10 protein-coding genes are annotated in these 15631 nt (G+C 59.6%); 6 read left to right on the plus strand and 4 right to left on the minus strand.

Annotated features, from left to right (window positions below; translation table 11 throughout):
• Nucleotides 1–179 precede the first annotated feature (179 nt).
• The 5 genes from aceE (at nucleotide 180) to msrA (ending at nucleotide 10257) form a co-directional block, all read left to right on the plus strand.
• Complete coding sequence (gene aceE / locus JFU48_RS04790) at nucleotides 180–2825, plus strand: pyruvate dehydrogenase (acetyl-transferring), homodimeric type (protein WP_003220999.1); 2646 nt, start codon at nucleotides 180–182, stop codon at nucleotides 2823–2825.
• An 11-nt stretch (nucleotides 2826–2836) separates the two neighbouring features.
• Nucleotides 2837–4780 (plus strand): dihydrolipoyllysine-residue acetyltransferase, encoded by a 1944-nt coding sequence (gene aceF, locus JFU48_RS04795; protein ID WP_201135971.1) that lies wholly within the window; start codon nucleotides 2837–2839, stop codon nucleotides 4778–4780.
• Nucleotides 4781–5053: 273 nt separating this feature from the next.
• A complete protein-coding gene (locus tag JFU48_RS04800) occupies nucleotides 5054–6451 on the plus strand; it encodes an alkaline phosphatase D family protein (protein ID WP_201135972.1) in 1398 nt (465 codons plus the stop codon).
• Nucleotides 6452–6690: 239 nt separating this feature from the next.
• Nucleotides 6691–9387, plus strand: a complete 2697-nt coding sequence (locus tag JFU48_RS04805; protein WP_201135973.1) for a putative bifunctional diguanylate cyclase/phosphodiesterase — start codon at nucleotides 6691–6693, stop codon at nucleotides 9385–9387.
• 204 nt (nucleotides 9388–9591) lie between these two features.
• Nucleotides 9592–10257, plus strand: a complete 666-nt coding sequence (msrA, locus tag JFU48_RS04810; protein WP_003220990.1) for a peptide-methionine (S)-S-oxide reductase MsrA — start codon at nucleotides 9592–9594, stop codon at nucleotides 10255–10257.
• A 125-nt stretch (nucleotides 10258–10382) separates the two neighbouring features.
• Here msrA and JFU48_RS04815 read toward each other — a convergent pair whose 3' ends face one another.
• A complete protein-coding gene (locus tag JFU48_RS04815; protein ID WP_003220988.1) occupies nucleotides 10383–11222 on the minus strand; it encodes a 23S rRNA (adenine(2030)-N(6))-methyltransferase RlmJ in 840 nt (279 codons plus the stop codon).
• Nucleotides 11223–11552: 330 nt separating this feature from the next.
• Here JFU48_RS04815 and JFU48_RS04820 point away from each other — a divergent pair, with 330 nt between their 5' ends.
• A complete protein-coding gene (locus JFU48_RS04820; RefSeq protein WP_003220987.1) occupies nucleotides 11553–11966 on the plus strand; it encodes a hypothetical protein in 414 nt (137 codons plus the stop codon).
• Nucleotides 11967–12063: 97 nt separating this feature from the next.
• Here JFU48_RS04820 and JFU48_RS04825 read toward each other — a convergent pair whose 3' ends face one another.
• The 3 genes from JFU48_RS04825 to JFU48_RS04835 all read right to left on the minus strand — a co-directional run bounded on the left by JFU48_RS04825 (nucleotide 12064) and on the right by JFU48_RS04835 (nucleotide 15420).
• Complete coding sequence (locus JFU48_RS04825) at nucleotides 12064–12384, minus strand: hypothetical protein (protein WP_201135974.1); 321 nt, start codon at nucleotides 12382–12384, stop codon at nucleotides 12064–12066.
• A gap of 326 nt (nucleotides 12385–12710) precedes the next feature.
• Complete coding sequence (locus JFU48_RS04830) at nucleotides 12711–13415, minus strand: DUF4123 domain-containing protein (protein ID WP_201135975.1); 705 nt, start codon at nucleotides 13413–13415, stop codon at nucleotides 12711–12713.
• Complete coding sequence (locus JFU48_RS04835; RefSeq protein WP_201135976.1) at nucleotides 13405–15420, minus strand: type VI secretion system Vgr family protein; 2016 nt, start codon at nucleotides 15418–15420, stop codon at nucleotides 13405–13407. Before JFU48_RS04835 ends, JFU48_RS04830 begins: the two co-directional genes overlap by 11 nt.
• Between the last annotated feature and the right edge of the window lie 211 nt (nucleotides 15421–15631).

The following is a 15631-nucleotide window of genomic DNA, read 5'->3' on the forward strand; positions in this document are numbered from 1 at the left end:
CTGTAGTTTTACTACTCGTCTATACAGGCGAAAGGCTGAAATGCTCAAAGATTTGTAGTAAAACTACACGCCGCCGGAACAACCTGTCGGCAATCCAAGAATTTTAAATCGTCTGCCCACAAGGCCAGTCGCAAACTCAGGCAACCGATTCTGGAAGCCTTTCCGCCCTGGAGCAAGCCATGCAAGACCTCGATCCCGTCGAAACCCAGGAATGGCTGGACGCCCTGGAATCGGTTCTCGACAAAGAAGGCGAAGACCGTGCTCACTATCTGATGACCCGTATGGGTGAACTGGCGACCCGCAGCGGTTCGCAGCTCCCTTACGCCATCACCACGCCTTACCGCAACACCATCCCGGTAACCCACGAAGCACGCATGCCTGGCGACCTGTTCATGGAACGCCGCATTCGCTCGCTGGTGCGCTGGAACGCGATGGCCATGGTAATGCGTACGAACCTGAAAGATTCTGACCTGGGTGGTCACATCTCCAGCTTCGCTTCCAGCGCGACCCTGTATGACATCGGCTTCAACTACTTCTTCCAGGCCCCGACCGACGAACACGGCGGCGACCTGATCTACTTCCAGGGCCACACCTCGCCAGGCGTTTACGCCCGTGCGTTCATGGAAGGCCGCATCACCGAAGACCAGATGAACAACTTCCGCCAGGAAGTCGACGGTCAGGGCCTGTCGTCCTATCCGCACCCTTGGCTGATGCCTGACTTCTGGCAGTTCCCGACCGTATCCATGGGTCTGGGCCCGATCCAGGCGATCTACCAGGCACGCTTCATGAAGTACCTGGAACACCGCGGTTTCATCCAGCCGGGCAAACAGAAAGTCTGGTGCTTCCTGGGCGACGGCGAGTGCGACGAGCCGGAATCCCTGGGCGCAATCTCCCTGGCCGGCCGCGAGAAGCTGGACAACCTGATCTTCGTCATCAACTGCAACCTGCAGCGCCTCGACGGCCCGGTTCGCGGCAACGGCAAGATCATCCAGGAACTCGAAGGCGTGTTCCGCGGTGCTCAGTGGAACGTGACCAAAGTCATCTGGGGCCGTTTCTGGGACCCACTGCTGGCCAAGGACGTCGACGGCATCCTGCAACGTCGCATGGACGAAGTCATCGACGGCGAGTACCAGAACTACAAAGCCAAAGACGGCGCGTTCGTTCGCGAGCACTTCTTCAACACGCCTGAACTCAAGGCGATGGTTGCCGATCTGTCCGACGACGAGATCTGGAAACTCAACCGTGGCGGCCACGACCCGTACAAGGTCTATGCGGCGTACCACGAAGCGGTCAACCACAAAGAACAACCAACCGTCATCCTGGCCAAGACCATCAAAGGTTATGGCACCGGTGCCGGCGAAGCGAAAAACACTGCGCACAACACCAAGAAAGTCGACGTCGACAGCCTGAAGTTGTTCCGCGACCGCTTCGACATCCCGGTCAAGGATGAAGAGCTGGAGAACCTGCCGTTCTTCAAGCCAGAGCCAAACAGCGCCGAAGCCCGCTACCTGAGCGAGCGCCGTGCTGCACTGGGCGGTTTCGTACCGCAGCGCCGCGCGCAGAGCTTCAGCGTACCGACCCCGGACCTGGACACCCTGAAAGCCATCCTCGATGGTTCGGGCGACCGTGAAATTTCCACCACCATGGCCTTCGTGCGGATCCTCGCGCAACTGGTCAAGGACAAGGAAATCGGCCCGCGCATCGTGCCGATCATCCCGGACGAAGCCCGTACCTTCGGTATGGAAGGCATGTTCCGTCAGCTGGGCATCTACTCCTCCGTCGGCCAGCTCTACGAGCCAGTCGATAAAGACCAGGTGATGTTCTACAAGGAAGACCAGAAAGGTCAGATCCTTGAAGAAGGCATCAACGAAGCGGGCGCCATGAGTTCCTTCATCGCCGCCGGTACTTCGTACTCCAGCCACAACCAGCCGATGCTGCCGTTCTACATCTTCTACTCGATGTTCGGCTTCCAGCGTATCGGTGACCTGGCCTGGGCCGCCGGCGACAGTCGTACCCGTGGCTTCCTGATCGGCGGCACCGCCGGCCGTACCACCCTGAACGGTGAAGGCCTGCAGCACGAAGACGGTCACAGCCACCTGCTGGCCGCGACCATCCCGAACTGCCGCACCTACGATCCGACCTACGGCTACGAGCTGGCGGTGATCATTCAGGACGGCATGAAGAAGATGACCGAAGAACAACAGGACATCTTCTACTACATCACCGTGATGAACGAGTCGTACCAGCAGCCAGCCATGCCGGCCGGTGCCGAAGAAGGCATCAAGAAAGGCATGTACCTGCTCGAAGAAGACACCCGCGATGCAGCGCATCACGTACAGCTGATGGGCTCCGGCACCATCCTGCGTGAAGTGCGTGAAGCGGCGAAGATTCTGCGTGAAGAGTTCAACATCGGCGCTGACGTATGGAGCGTCACCAGCTTCAACGAACTGCGTCGCGACGGCCTGGCCGTAGAGCGCAGCAACCGTCTGAAGCCTGGCCAGAAGCCTAAGCAGAGCTACGTTGAAGAGTGCCTGAGCGGCCGTAAGGGTCCGGTCATCGCTTCTACCGACTACATGAAGCTGTTCGCCGAGCAGATCCGTCAGTGGGTACCGTCCAAGGAATTCAAAGTCCTGGGCACCGACGGTTTCGGCCGCAGCGACAGCCGCAAGAAACTGCGTCATTTCTTCGAAGTCGACCGTCATTTCGTGGTGTTGGCAGCCCTGGAAGCACTGGCTGACCGTGGTGATATCGAACCTAAAGTCGTGGCTGAGGCCATCGTCAAGTTCGGCATCGACCCGGAAAAACGCAACCCACTGGACTGCTGAGGAGACATTTTGTGAGCGAACTCATTCGCGTACCTGACATCGGCAGCGGTGAAGGTGAAGTAATTGAACTGTTTGTGAAGGTCGGCGACCGTATCGAAGCCGACCAGAGCATCCTGACCCTGGAATCGGACAAGGCCAGCATGGAAGTGCCGGCCCCGAAAGCCGGCGTCATCAAAAGCCTGAAAGTGAAGCTGGGCGACCGTCTGAAAGAAGGCGACGAACTGCTCGAGCTGGAAGTCGAGGGCGCCGCTGCTGCGGCCCCTGCTCCTGCTGCTCCGGCCAAAAAAGCCGAAGAAAAACCGGCTGCGGCCCCTGCCGCCGCTGCGCCTGCTGCCGCTTCGGTGCAGCAAGTGCACGTGCCGGACATCGGTTCGTCGGGCAAGGCCCAGATCATCGAGATCCAGGTCAAGGTCGGCGACAAGGTCGAGGCTGATCAATCGTTGATCACCCTCGAATCCGACAAGGCCAGCATGGAAATCCCGTCGCCTGCCGCGGGCGTGGTCAAGGCCATCAGCGTCAAGCTCAACGACGAAGTCGGCACCGGCGACCTGATCCTTGATCTGGAAGTGGCGGGTGCTGCGGCCCCTGCTGCTTCCGCTCCGGCTCAGGCTGCTGCGCCAGCCGCTGCCGCTGCGCCTGCTCCTGCAGCAGCCCCGGCTGCTCCAGTTGCCGACAGCGTTCAGGACATCCACGTTCCGGACATCGGTTCGGCCGGCAAGGCCAAGATCATCGAAGTGTTGGTCAAGGCTGGCGACAGCGTTGAAGCCGACCAGTCGCTGATCACCCTCGAATCCGACAAGGCAAGCATGGAAATCCCATCGCCTGCCGCTGGCGTGGTGGAAAGCGTTTCGATCAAGCTGGACGACGAAGTCGGTACCGGCGACCTGATCCTCAAGCTGAAAGTCAAAGGCGCAGCGCCTGCTGCTGCCCCGGCTCCAGCTGCCGCTGCTGCAAGTGCTCCGGCACCTGCCGCTGCTGCTCCGGCTGCCGCTGCACCTGCGGCTGCCGCTCCGGCCGCTGCTCCGGCCAAGCCTGGTGCCAAAGTTCACGCCGGCCCGGCCGTGCGTCAACTGGCCCGTGAGTTCGGCGTCGAGCTGAGCGCTGTAGGCGCGAGCGGTCCGCACGGTCGCATCCTCAAGGAAGACGTGCAAGTTTACGTCAAGGCGATGATGCAGAAGGCCAAGGAAGCGCCGGCTGCTGGCGGCGCAACCGGTGGCGCGGGCATCCCGCCGATCCCGGTCGTGGACTTCAGCCGCTTCGGTGAAATCGAAGAAGTGCCGATGACCCGCCTGATGCAGGTCGGCGCTGCCAACCTGCACCGCAGCTGGCTGAACGTGCCGCACGTGACGCAATTCGACTCGGCGGATATCACCGAGCTGGAAGCCTTCCGCGTTGCGCAGAAAGCAGTCGCAGAGAAGGCCGGCGTCAAGCTGACCATCCTGCCGCTGCTGCTCAAGACCTGTGCGCACCTGCTCAAGGAACTGCCGGACTTCAACAGTTCGCTGGCGCCAAGCGGCAAGGCGATCATTCGCAAGAAGTACGTCAACATCGGTTTCGCGGTAGACACTCCTGATGGCCTGCTGGTACCGGTCATCAAGAACGTCGACCAGAAGAGCCTGCTGCAACTGGCTGCAGAAGCTGCTTCGCTGGCTGAAAAAGCCCGCACCAAGAAGCTCTCTTCGGACGAGATGCAAGGCGCCTGCTTCACCATTTCCAGCCTCGGCCACATTGGCGGCACCGGCTTCACGCCGATCGTCAACGCGCCGGAAGTGGCGATCCTCGGTGTTTCCAAGGCAACCATCCAGCCAGTCTGGGACGGCAAAGCCTTCCAACCGAAACTGATGCTGCCACTGTCGCTGTCCTACGATCACCGTGTGATCAACGGCGCCGCTGCTGCACGCTTCACCCAGCGTCTGGGCAGCCTGTTGGGCGACATCCGCACCATCCTGCTGTAAAGCGTTCGGCCCTCCGGCAACGGAGGGCCGATTGCGTTTCACGTTTTCGAGCGCCACACGCTCGTACCTCAACCCCGTCAGTTTGACGGGGCTTTTTTTGCCCAGAGAAAAGTACAGCGCCTCTTCCTACAAGTTCGGTTTACTTGAACTACGAACGCAGTCCACTTCGCCTCGATATTTTTCGTCGACCGCCAACTAATCTTTGCCTCCCGATCAAATAAGCAACTTCCTGCGTTATTTATCAAAACCAGACTTACTCGAATGGATTCGAATATGTTCAAACCAACTATCGGCCCGATTATCGGCCACACCACAACTAATCATGCCCGCATTTTCATGCGCGCAGACAATCAAGGCAACGCACCGGTATTTGCCGCCATTCGCCATCGGACTGCAGGAACACAACAGTGGTCAGCAGGCACTTTCGCCGAACCCAGCGCACTGCGCGACATGACCGAAGTGTTCACCCTCAATAACTTGAGCAGCGACACCGAATATGAATACCAGACCGGCTGGTTCAGCCCGATGAATCCGGTACATACCGTGGACAGTGTCGCCGAACTGCCGCTGCAGTGGCCCCGGGAAATCTATCGATTACGCACCCGCTCCAGCAAAGCCCTGCAGCCAAGGGCCTATATCGTCGGCTCCTGCCGTTACTTGCGCATGACCGCCGGCATCCCGTCGCTGCCGCATCTGGGTGACCGGATCTTTGCTTCCATCAACCAGTTGATCGAAGGCGCGCAACCACCGATCAGTGCCACGTTAATGACGGGCGATCAGATTTATGTCGATGACCTCAATCTGTTCGCACCCGATCGTGAATATAAGGAAATCCTCAGCAAGTACCGTGCGGCATTCTCTCAACCCAACATTCAGCGTTTGATGTCCGGCACATCGACTTACATGATCCTGGATGATCACGAAATCGAAGACAATTGGCCGGCGAACGCCAGCAAGTCAGATCAAGCGTTATATCGCAATGCCATGGCCGCCTATGAAATCTATCAAGCCAGCCACGGCCCTGCGCACGAACTTACAACTAACAAAGAGGTGAATCGCGTAAAGCTCGAGCACTACTGGTATCAATTCAGTGACGGTGACATCGAATGGTTCGTGACGGACAGCCGCACTCGACGCAACTTGTCAACCGATGATCGCCGCATACTGGATGAGGCGCAGGAACAGGCGCTGCTCAAGTGGCTGATCAACAGCCCGGCGCGAGTGAAATTCGTAGTGACCAGCGTAATGTTTTACCCGGATCGCAAACTGTATGGTGACGATGCCTGGAAAGCCTTCCCGGAGCAGCGCTTGCGGCTGCTGGAAACCATCCGCACCCGACGCATCAAGAATGTCGTATTTGTCTCGGGCGACGTGCATGGCTCGCTGACCTCGCGCCTGACCCACAGCGAAGACCCGGACTTCGAAGTGCACACCATCGTTTCCTCGCCGTTTTGCAACAGCAAGCTGTTGCCCTATGCCAAGGCGTCGACGTTTATCCTTGATCAACCGCTGGCGCGCACGGCGGCAGGCGATTATCAACATGAATTGACCAGCACAGTGGTCAGCGAAGACAACTTCGCCCATGTGGTGGTTGAGGCCGGAAAAATTCAGGTCAATTACCATGATCGCGACGGCAAACGCCTGCAATCGATCGAAATCAACCTGCGCTGAAGCCCTGAACAAAATGCCGTTTCCGCGCGCCAGGCGCTCTGGAACGGCACTCGCGGCGCACATCCGTATTACTTTTTGCCGCGCGCTGGAGAAATGCCCTGCGCGGCCGACATATTCTTATAGCACTTGGCCTTCATCTCTCTTGTCAGTCGGTGCCGCAATGATGCAACCTTGCCGCAGGCAACAGTAAAGAGGGCGCGAGCCCGGCGCGTTCAGCATATTTCCAAGCGAGTTCCTTCATGAAGAGCCAACCCGATGCCGCCAGCCGTATGGCGGTCGAGGTAGTGACGCAGCTGCCTGTGCCCTCGCGGCTCGGCATGCTGCGTTTCGAGCGCTTGAATGAAGCGAGCTGGGCGATGCTGTTTCTCGACCCCAACTGCGAACGCCAGTTCGGCCAGCCGGCCGTCGAATTGTGTGCCTTGGTCGGCTCGCCTTACGCCAGCCTGATGGAACCCGAAGCGCGCTATCAACTGCACGACACCATTCAGCAACAACTGCGCGACAGCCCGCATTATCTGGTGCGCTACACCCTGCACACCGCCGCTGGTGCGCTGAGCATCCTTGAGCTGGGCGAGGCCTATAAGCAACACAATCGGCACTTGCTGCGCGGCTATCTGCTGGCGGTCGATGATGTGTTCGACGAGGCACCAGCGCTGCCCTCCGTCGACCTCGAAACCCAGAACTCGCGCCTGCAGATCGCCCTCGAACTGAACCAGCGCGCCCAGCAGGAACAACTGCAGCACCTTGAGCGGGTACGCGCCCAGCAGGATCTGATTCTGCTGCTGGCTCGCCAGCGCTACAGCAGCCACAACTCGCTGCAGGAAGCCGCCGAGCTGATCACCCGCAGCGCCTGTGACATTTATGAGATCGACTGTGCCAGCCTGTGGAACCTCGAAGGCAGTCTGCTGGTGCCGATTTCGGCGTATCACCGCGCGACCCAGGAATACATCCTGCCGGAGGTGATCGACATCAGCGGTTTCCCCGATTACATGGAAGCCCTGCACGGCAGCCGCGCCATCGACGCGCACAATGCGATGCGCGACCCGCGCACCCGCGAGATGGCCGAAGCCCTGCGTCCGCGTGACGTTAACGCGATGCTCGACGCCAGCATCCGGGTCGATGGCCAAGTGGTCGGCGTGCTGTGTCTGGAGCAGACTGGCGTCACCCGCGCCTGGCAGTCCGACGAAATCGCCTTTGCCGGTGAACTGGCCGACCAGTTCGCCCAGGTCATCAACAACCACAACCGGCGTACCGCCACCAGCGCTCTGCACCTGTTCCAGCGCGCTGTCGAACAAAGTGCCAACGCCTTTCTGCTGGTCAATTGCGACGGCGTGGTCGAGTACGTCAATCCGAGCTTCACCGCGATCACCCAGTACTCCACCGAGGAAGTCCATGGCCAGCGCCTGTCGGAGCTGCCGGCGCTGGAAAACCTCAGCGAACTGCTGTTCGACGCGCCGTCGGCGCTGGCCAAGAGCAACAGCTGGCAGGGCGAATTCAAGAGCCGGCGCAAGAACCTCGAACCGTACTGGGGCCAGTTGTCGATCTCCAAGGTGTATGGCGACAACCGCGAACTGACGCACTACATCGGCATCTACGAAGACATCACCCAGACCAAACTGGCGCAGCAGCGCATCGAGCGTCTGGCGTACACCGACAACCTGACCAACCTCGGCAACCGCCCGGCGTTTATCCGCAATCTGGATGAACGCTTCGCCCGCGATAGCGATACCCCGATCAGCCTGCTGCTGGTGGACATCGACAACTTCAAGCGGATCAACGACAGCCTCGGTCACCAGACCGGCGACAAGTTGCTGATCAGCCTCGCCCGCCGCTTGCGCAACAGCCTGAGCCCGAGCGGCAGCCTCGCGCGGTTCGCCAGTAACGAATTTGCGGTGCTGCTCGACGACACCGACCTCGCCACCGGCCAACAGATCGCCAACCAGTTGCTGGCGACCCTCGACAAGCCGATGTTCGTCGACAACCAGTTGATCAGCGTCACCGGCTCCGTGGGCCTGGCCTGCGCGCCGCTGCATGGCCGCGATCCGCAAACCCTGATGCGCAACGCCGGCCTCGCCCTGCACAAGGCCAAGGCCAATGGCAAACACCAGGTTCAGGTGTTCACCGAAGCGCTGAACGCCGAAGCCAGTTACAAACTGTTCGTCGAGAACAACCTGCGCCGCGCCCTGACCCAGAACGAGCTGGACGTGTTCTACCAGCCCAAACTGTGCCTGCGCAGCGGTCGCCTGCTGGGCATGGAAGCGCTGCTGCGCTGGAATCACCCGGAGCGCGGCATGATCCGCCCGGACCAGTTCATCAGCGTCGCCGAAGAAACCGGCCTGATCATCCCGATCGGCAAGTGGATCGCCCGCCAGGCCTGCCGCATGAGCAAGGCGCTGACCGCCGCTGGCCTGGGCAATCTGCAAGTGGCGATCAACCTGTCACCGAAGCAATTCTCCGATCCGGATCTGGTCGCGTCCATCGCCAACATCCTCAAGGAAGAAGCGCTGCCGGCCAATCTGCTCGAATTGGAGCTGACCGAAGGCCTATTGCTGGAAGCCACCGAAGACACTCACTTGCAGCTCGATCAGCTCAAGCGTCTGGGCCTGACCCTGGCCATGGACGACTTCGGCACCGGTTACTCGTCGCTCAGCTACCTGAAGAAATTCCCGATCGACATCATCAAGATCGATCGCAGCTTCATCCACGAAATCCCCGACAACCAGGACGACATGGAAATCACCTCCGCGGTGATCGCCATGGCCCACAACCTGAAGCTCAAAGTCGTGGCCGAAGGCATCGAGACCGCCGAACAACTGGCGTTCCTGCGTCGCCACCGCTGCGACGTCGGCCAGGGCTACCTGTTCGACCGGCCGATCCCCGGCGGTGAGCTGATTCAGGCGCTCAAGCGCTACCCGCGCGGCCCGCTCTGCCTCTAGCCCCCACCGATACCCTGTCGATGAATTCCACTTGTGGGAGCGGGCTTGCTCGCGAATGCGGTTTGTCAGGCAATGTTGATGTCGACTGACACACCGCATTCGCGAGCAAGCCCGCTCCCACATTTGAATAGTGCGAAATCCGGCATCATTCGGCACACTGACGGTCTGACTTTTTACATCCCATCCTGACTGAGAGGAACGATCATGGTTCTGCGCTCGGAAATTCTGGTGAACAAAAACGTGCTACCGACCAAAGAACAAGCGCTGCCCGGCCGCGAAACCGCGATGACCCTGCCTGAAAAGCATTTCGTCTTCGAAGAAACCCCCTTGCTCGGCCCATTCTTTCAGGACGTCGACTTTGCGATCTTCGGTCTGGGTTGCTTCTGGGGGGCGGAACGCCGTTTCTGGCAGCGCGAAGGCGTGGTCAGCACCGTGGTTGGCTACGCCGGCGGCTACACGCCGAACCCGACCTACGAAGAAGTCTGCTCGGGCCTGACCGGCCACGCCGAAGTGGTGCTGGTGGTGTATGACAAGGCCAAAGTCAGCTACGAAGAGCTGCTGGCGATGTTCTGGGAACTGCATAACCCGACGCAGGGCATGCGTCAGGGCAACGACATCGGCACCCAGTACCGCTCGGTGATCTACGCCACTTCGCCTGAGCAACTGGATGCGGCGCTGAAGAGCAAAGCGGTGTATCAGGCTGAACTGTCGAAGGCTGGCCTGGGCGAAATCAGCACCGAGATCGAGCAGGCGCCGACCGTGTACTTCGCTGAGGCTTATCATCAGCAGTATCTGGCGAAGAACCCTGAAGGTTATTGCGGGATTGGCGGCACCGGCGTGTGCATGCCACCGAGCCTGGCGGGTAACTAAACCGCCAAAGCATCGCGGGCAAGCCCGCTCCCACAGGTTTAGCGCCGACTTCGAAATGGCGCAGTACTTTGTGGGAGCGGGCTTGCCCGCGAAGGCGTCCGTTCAGACACCGCTAAAACAGTTGATCAGCTTTCAGCAATCAACCAATCCATCTGCCACCCGCCCTGGGTCTGCCCAAGCTTCTTCGACAACCACGGCAGCAGCTCACGCAATTCTTCCTCCAGCCCCCACGGCGGATTGGCAATCGCCATCCCCGAGCCGTTCAGGCTGTTAGGCGTATCCAGCGGATGCACCAGCAGTTCCACACGCAGCAACTTCGGCGCGCCGGTACCGGCCAGATCCTGATAGAAACGGCGCAACGCACGCTGATCCTTCACCGGATACCAGATCGCCGCCACGGTTTGGCGCATCCGGCCAATCGCTTCTTTCAGCGACGCCGCACACTTTTGCATCTCGTCGAGCTGCTCGAACGGCGGATCAATCAACATCACCGCACGCTTCTCCTGCACCGGCAACATCGCCCGCGCCACATGCCAGCCCTCGCCCAGATGCACCTTGACCCGACGGTCGCCGGCCATGTTCTCTTTGAGCTGCACGCCATCTTCCGGGTGCTTCTCGTTGAGCATCACCCGATCCTGCGGCCGGGTCAGACGCCGCGCCAGCTCCGGCGAACCCGGGTAGTAGCGCAACTGGCCATCCGGGTTCATCTCGTGCAGCACCTTCATGTAGTCGGCGGTCAGCGCCGGCAGATCCGGCTGATCCCACAAACGCGCGATGCCTTCCAGGTACTCGCCGGTACGGTTGGCCTGATCACCCTGCAGGTCATACAAACCGATACCGGCGTGCGTATCGAGATAGGCAAACGGCTGCTCCTTGCGCGACATCAGCGCGATGAGGCGGGTCAAGGTCAGGTGTTTGAACACATCGGCGTGATTGCCGGCATGGAAGGCGTGACGATAATTCATGGCTGCTCCTGCGAAGGGCGCAAAGTTTACCTTTTACCGGGCGGCAAGTCAGGGGTTGGCGGCCGAGCGGACAAAAGCCGGCCCTCACCCTAACCCTCTCCCGGAGGGAGAGGGGACTGACGGTGGTGATCTTGCGAGTTACATCGACCTGAATGATCAGCGTGATCTCAGGCTTGGCCAACTGACGTTCACCACCGAAGGCGCAGGTCGGCGTACATCACCCAGACAACTCGGTCAGTCCCCTCTCCCTCTGGGAGAGGGCTAGGGTGAGGGGCTTTGCTTTTATGGCGTTAAACTGGCGAACCATGAACGACAGGAAGTCAAAAACTCATGCAATATCTGATCATCTGCTTATTCAGCCTGCTTAGCCCATACCTCGCCCTTGCCGACGAAACTCACATTGAACAGGCACGCCAGTCACTAAAAAACTACGGACTGAGCCACTGCATTCTGAAGCCATTCAACGAACGCTCCGCGCTGGAAAAAGACATCGCACTGTCCGCCAATGCCTATTCGTTCATGGGCAAAGGCATGCATACCATTTTGCAAAATGAAGACACGCTCCAGGTGCTGCACGATCCCTACAAAGAAACCCGAAACTACGTGTTGGCGGCTTACGAGCAGAAACCTTCAAACAGTAAATACTCGAATGAAAAAGTAGTGTTTTTTGGGTGCATGAAGGTCTACAACTCCGAGGCGTTCGACCGCTTTATCAAAACTCAGGATGCGTATATCGCTGATTGAGCCAAAGTCCAAAGATCGCAGCCTTCGGCAGCTCCTACACAGGATTGGCGTCCCCCCCTGTAGGAGCTGCCGAAGGCTGCGATCTTTTGTTCTTTTTTCAGGCCGGCATCGCGCTCAAGCGTTTGCCGATGACATCCAGCACATCGCAACCGTCACGCAGTGGAATGGCGCAGAGCATGGCGAAGTCGCTGAGGATGATCGAGTCGCACTCGACCGAGCCGCGCATGCACATGTTTTCCAGCACCTGGATCACGGCGCGGATGCGGTAGTTGGCGGCGTCCATAAGGATGTCGAGGGGGACGTGGGTATCGACGAACAGGGTGGGCATGTCGCTGCAGTTGCCGGTCAGGGCCATGAAGCGGTTGTCGGGATGGGGGATGATTTTTTCGTAGGGTGGGTCGGGTTTAAGCATCGTCATATTTTCTACCATGGATGTGAAAATGAACTGCCTCGCTCCTTCCTACGGGATCGGGTGGCAGCTGTGCGCGGGAGTAGGAACCGACCCATGGAATTCGGCCACGCCAAAGCGTGCCCCGCACACAGCCGCCGCTAAAGATATTGCTGGCACAAGTTACATGTCGCAATTAAATCAACAGCGCTGATGCACCATAGGTAACGGGTTCCTACACCCTGTCACCACTCTCGCGGTGACAACGAAAAGACTATCCCCGCAACCCACCGCCCACCAGTTCATGAAATCCGCCGCAACTCGCGGGAAATTTCCGAGGACTTCGCCCGGAAATTTCATTCTGCTTCGTCCTGCAAATACGTCAACAGCACCGATGGCGACGATTCTTCCGACGCTGAAATCTGAAAAAACTGCCGAACCTTGCAGCGCAACACAGCCTCGGGAAACGCCTCATGCAGCGCCGGATGCTCCTCGCTCAGCCACTGCAGCGTATTACCGATCCGGACTGAATTCCCTGCTGAAGCCAGCACTGACTCAGGCACTTTCCACCAGGGAAACACCCGCCCTGAAACCTGCGCCCTGCCCCCGATATCCACGGCCTGTCCATTGATCAAGCCGCGCGAGATCACTGGCATCAACTGCGCCGATTGCACTTCATCGGACTGCAGGATCGGCAACAAAAACCGCCCATCCCAGAAGCGAAAAAACACCGCTTTGCCATCCGGCATCAGCACCTGAGTCAGGCTGCAAAAATGCTCGACCAGCACTTCCAGGCTCGCGGAAGACACCGCCAGCCAACCCCAATCGCGAGACTCGGTAGAGGCTACCCAATCGAGAAACTCACTGTCCGCCGCGACAATTCCCACGAAGGGCATCACCGCGTCCCACTCGGCGTAGATCGTGTCAGCCCAGATCGGGCTCGGTGCAACCAACGGAGGCCTGGCGTCGCTGGCGTTACTCAAGACCGCGAACAGTTGCTCCGAAGATTTCAACGGCTCACGCGCCAGCCACTCTGAAGGCGTGAGGCACTCAGGCTGCACAGACACCGTCCTTGCAGCGTTCGCACTCTTCGCAGAATGGCGCATCACCTTTGAAGCTCATGATTTGTGCGGCGGTGAGCATGGCCGCCGGTGCCGCTGCAAGTTTCGCCGGCAGTCCCGGCACACTCGGTGCCGCGCTCATCGCGGCCATCGGCGCGCCACCGACCTGGATGGGTACGCTACTGAAAATCCCGCCGGGGCCGATGTTGATCCACTGCCCGCCCGCCTGAATCGTCGCGCTCGCGCCGCCGTCGATCACCACTTGCTGGCCGGCGCTGAGGTGGACTTGTCCGCTGGCACTGGTGGCCTGATTGCTCACGCGAATATGCCGATCACCGACCACCGTCAGGTGATCATCCTGTTTCACTTCGGTCTGGCGCTGACCGTGGGTAATGCGCTGCTCGTCAGCCTTGAGTTCATGGCTGGCAAGTCCGGTGACGATAATGCTGCGCTGGTTGTCGACCTGAACCTGTTGGTCGTGCAGTACATGCTGAGTCCAGTTGCGCTGGGCGCGCAGGTAGATTTCTTCGGCGCCCTTTTTGTCCTCGATGCGCAGCTCGTTGTAACCGCCGCCACCGGGACTGCTCTGGCTGCGAAAGATGCTGCGGGTCTGGTCGGCGGGCAGGTCCAGCGGAACCGGAGTTGCGGCGTTTGGCAGGCAACCCATCACCAACGGTTTGTCGGCATCAGCGTCGATGAAACCGACCAGCACTTCCATGCCGACCCTTGGGATCAGCACGCTGCCGTAATGGTCATGCGCCCAACCCGTGGCGACGCGCAGCCAGCAACTGGAATGCTCGTTGAGCTCGCCGTCACGATCCCAAGCCAGTTGCACCTTGACCCGGCCGTACTCGTCGCAGTGGATTTCCGTGTCTTGCGGCCCGGTGACCACGGCCGGTTGATAGCCGGGCATGCGCGGTTTTTCCGGCCCCAACGCCGGGCGAAAGAACACCTCCCACGGCGTGGCAAGAAAGGTATTACGGTAACCCTGGAATTCTTCCCCGTCGCTGGTGACCGATTCCTCCAGCACTTGCGGTTGTCGCCCACGGTGCTCGATGGCGGTGAGCAGCCACAGGTCATTCCAGTCCTGGCGTGGATGCTCGCTCAGTTGCAGGAAATGTCCGCAAACCAGTGCGGATACGTCGCTGATGCCCTCAGCCTGACGGTAGTCGGCAACATGCCTTTCCAGCATGCGTTGCGCCAGTTGCCTGCCGGTTTCTCGATCGTTGAATTGGCCGGGAAAGTGATAGTCCTCGAGCACCGGGCGCTGCTCACTGTCGCTGCGGCTTTGCAGTTGCAGTCGCGGCTTTTCGAAGTTGTAGTCGCGCCGGGTCACCACGCTGGTGCGAGTCTCCACCCGGACGTTGAAGCGCTTGATAGCCGGCGCCGTCGACGCCATGCCGCTGCCCGGCAAATACAGCGTCGGCTCGGCCAGGCGCGGGAACACCGTTTGATCGTCGCCGAACACCAGCACATGTCCATCCGGGCTGTGCTGAAAGTGGTAATGAATACCCACCTCGGCACATAGCCGCTGAATGAACGCCAGATCGCTCTCGGCGTACTGCACACAATATTCACGCACCGGGTAATCGCTGCCGAGGCGGAACTCGAAGGCATCGCGCAGGATTGCGTGATCCTTGAGGATCTGCGCGACGATCTGCGGAACCGTCTGATGCTGAAAAATCCGCTGGTTGATGCGGTGACCGAGGTAGGTCAGACGCGGAACCAGGCTCAGGTGATAGCGCGTCAGACGTTTCCCGGAATCGCCCTGCCCGACCCGATAAATCTGACCGTGAATGCCACTGCCATCGGCATCGAAGCCAAGAAACGCCTGACAGTGCAGCAGACTTTCGAGATCCAGATCGGGGCGCTCACTGACCAGCTCCAGCTCGAAACGAAAGGGTTGGCTGATGGCTTCCTTGCCCGTGAACTCAAGGACTTTGAGGTCATGCTGGGCGCCTTCGAGGGTCAACGTAAAACGCGGTTGATTGGCAGGCGCGAACATCCGATGTCTCTCTGCAGAATGAGGGCGGGCGATTCTGCATGAGGGGCAAGGGGTGTTGGTTGGGTGACGGGAAAATCAGATTTGCCCTACTTTTTCTGGCGAAAAAGCCTTCGCAAATCGGTGTATCCGACTACAGACAACCCTCTCAAAATCACCACCGAACAACTGTGGGAGCGGGCTTGCTCGCGAAAGGGCCGTGTCAGTCGACATT

It is taken from the genome of Pseudomonas sp. TH49 (genome assembly GCF_016650625.1).
Lineage (GTDB): Bacteria > Pseudomonadota > Gammaproteobacteria > Pseudomonadales > Pseudomonadaceae > Aquipseudomonas > Aquipseudomonas fluorescens_H.

What these genes read in the sequence shown, in the direction of transcription:
- aceE (WP_003220999.1), top strand. Translation starts at nt 180, where the DNA reads ATGCAAGACCTCGATCCCGTCGAAACCCAGGAATGGCTGGACGCCCTG.
- JFU48_RS04800 (WP_201135972.1), top strand. Translation starts at nt 5,054, where the DNA reads ATGTTCAAACCAACTATCGGCCCGATTATCGGCCACACCACAACTAAT.
- JFU48_RS04805 (WP_201135973.1), top strand. Translation starts at nt 6,691, where the DNA reads ATGAAGAGCCAACCCGATGCCGCCAGCCGTATGGCGGTCGAGGTAGTG.
- msrA (WP_003220990.1), top strand. Translation starts at nt 9,592, where the DNA reads ATGGTTCTGCGCTCGGAAATTCTGGTGAACAAAAACGTGCTACCGACC.
- JFU48_RS04815 (WP_003220988.1), bottom strand. Translation starts at nt 11,222, where the DNA reads ATGAATTATCGTCACGCCTTCCATGCCGGCAATCACGCCGATGTGTTC.
- JFU48_RS04820 (WP_003220987.1), top strand. Translation starts at nt 11,553, where the DNA reads ATGCAATATCTGATCATCTGCTTATTCAGCCTGCTTAGCCCATACCTC.
- JFU48_RS04825 (WP_201135974.1), bottom strand. Translation starts at nt 12,384, where the DNA reads ATGACGATGCTTAAACCCGACCCACCCTACGAAAAAATCATCCCCCAT.
- JFU48_RS04835 (WP_201135976.1), bottom strand. Translation starts at nt 15,420, where the DNA reads ATGTTCGCGCCTGCCAATCAACCGCGTTTTACGTTGACCCTCGAAGGC.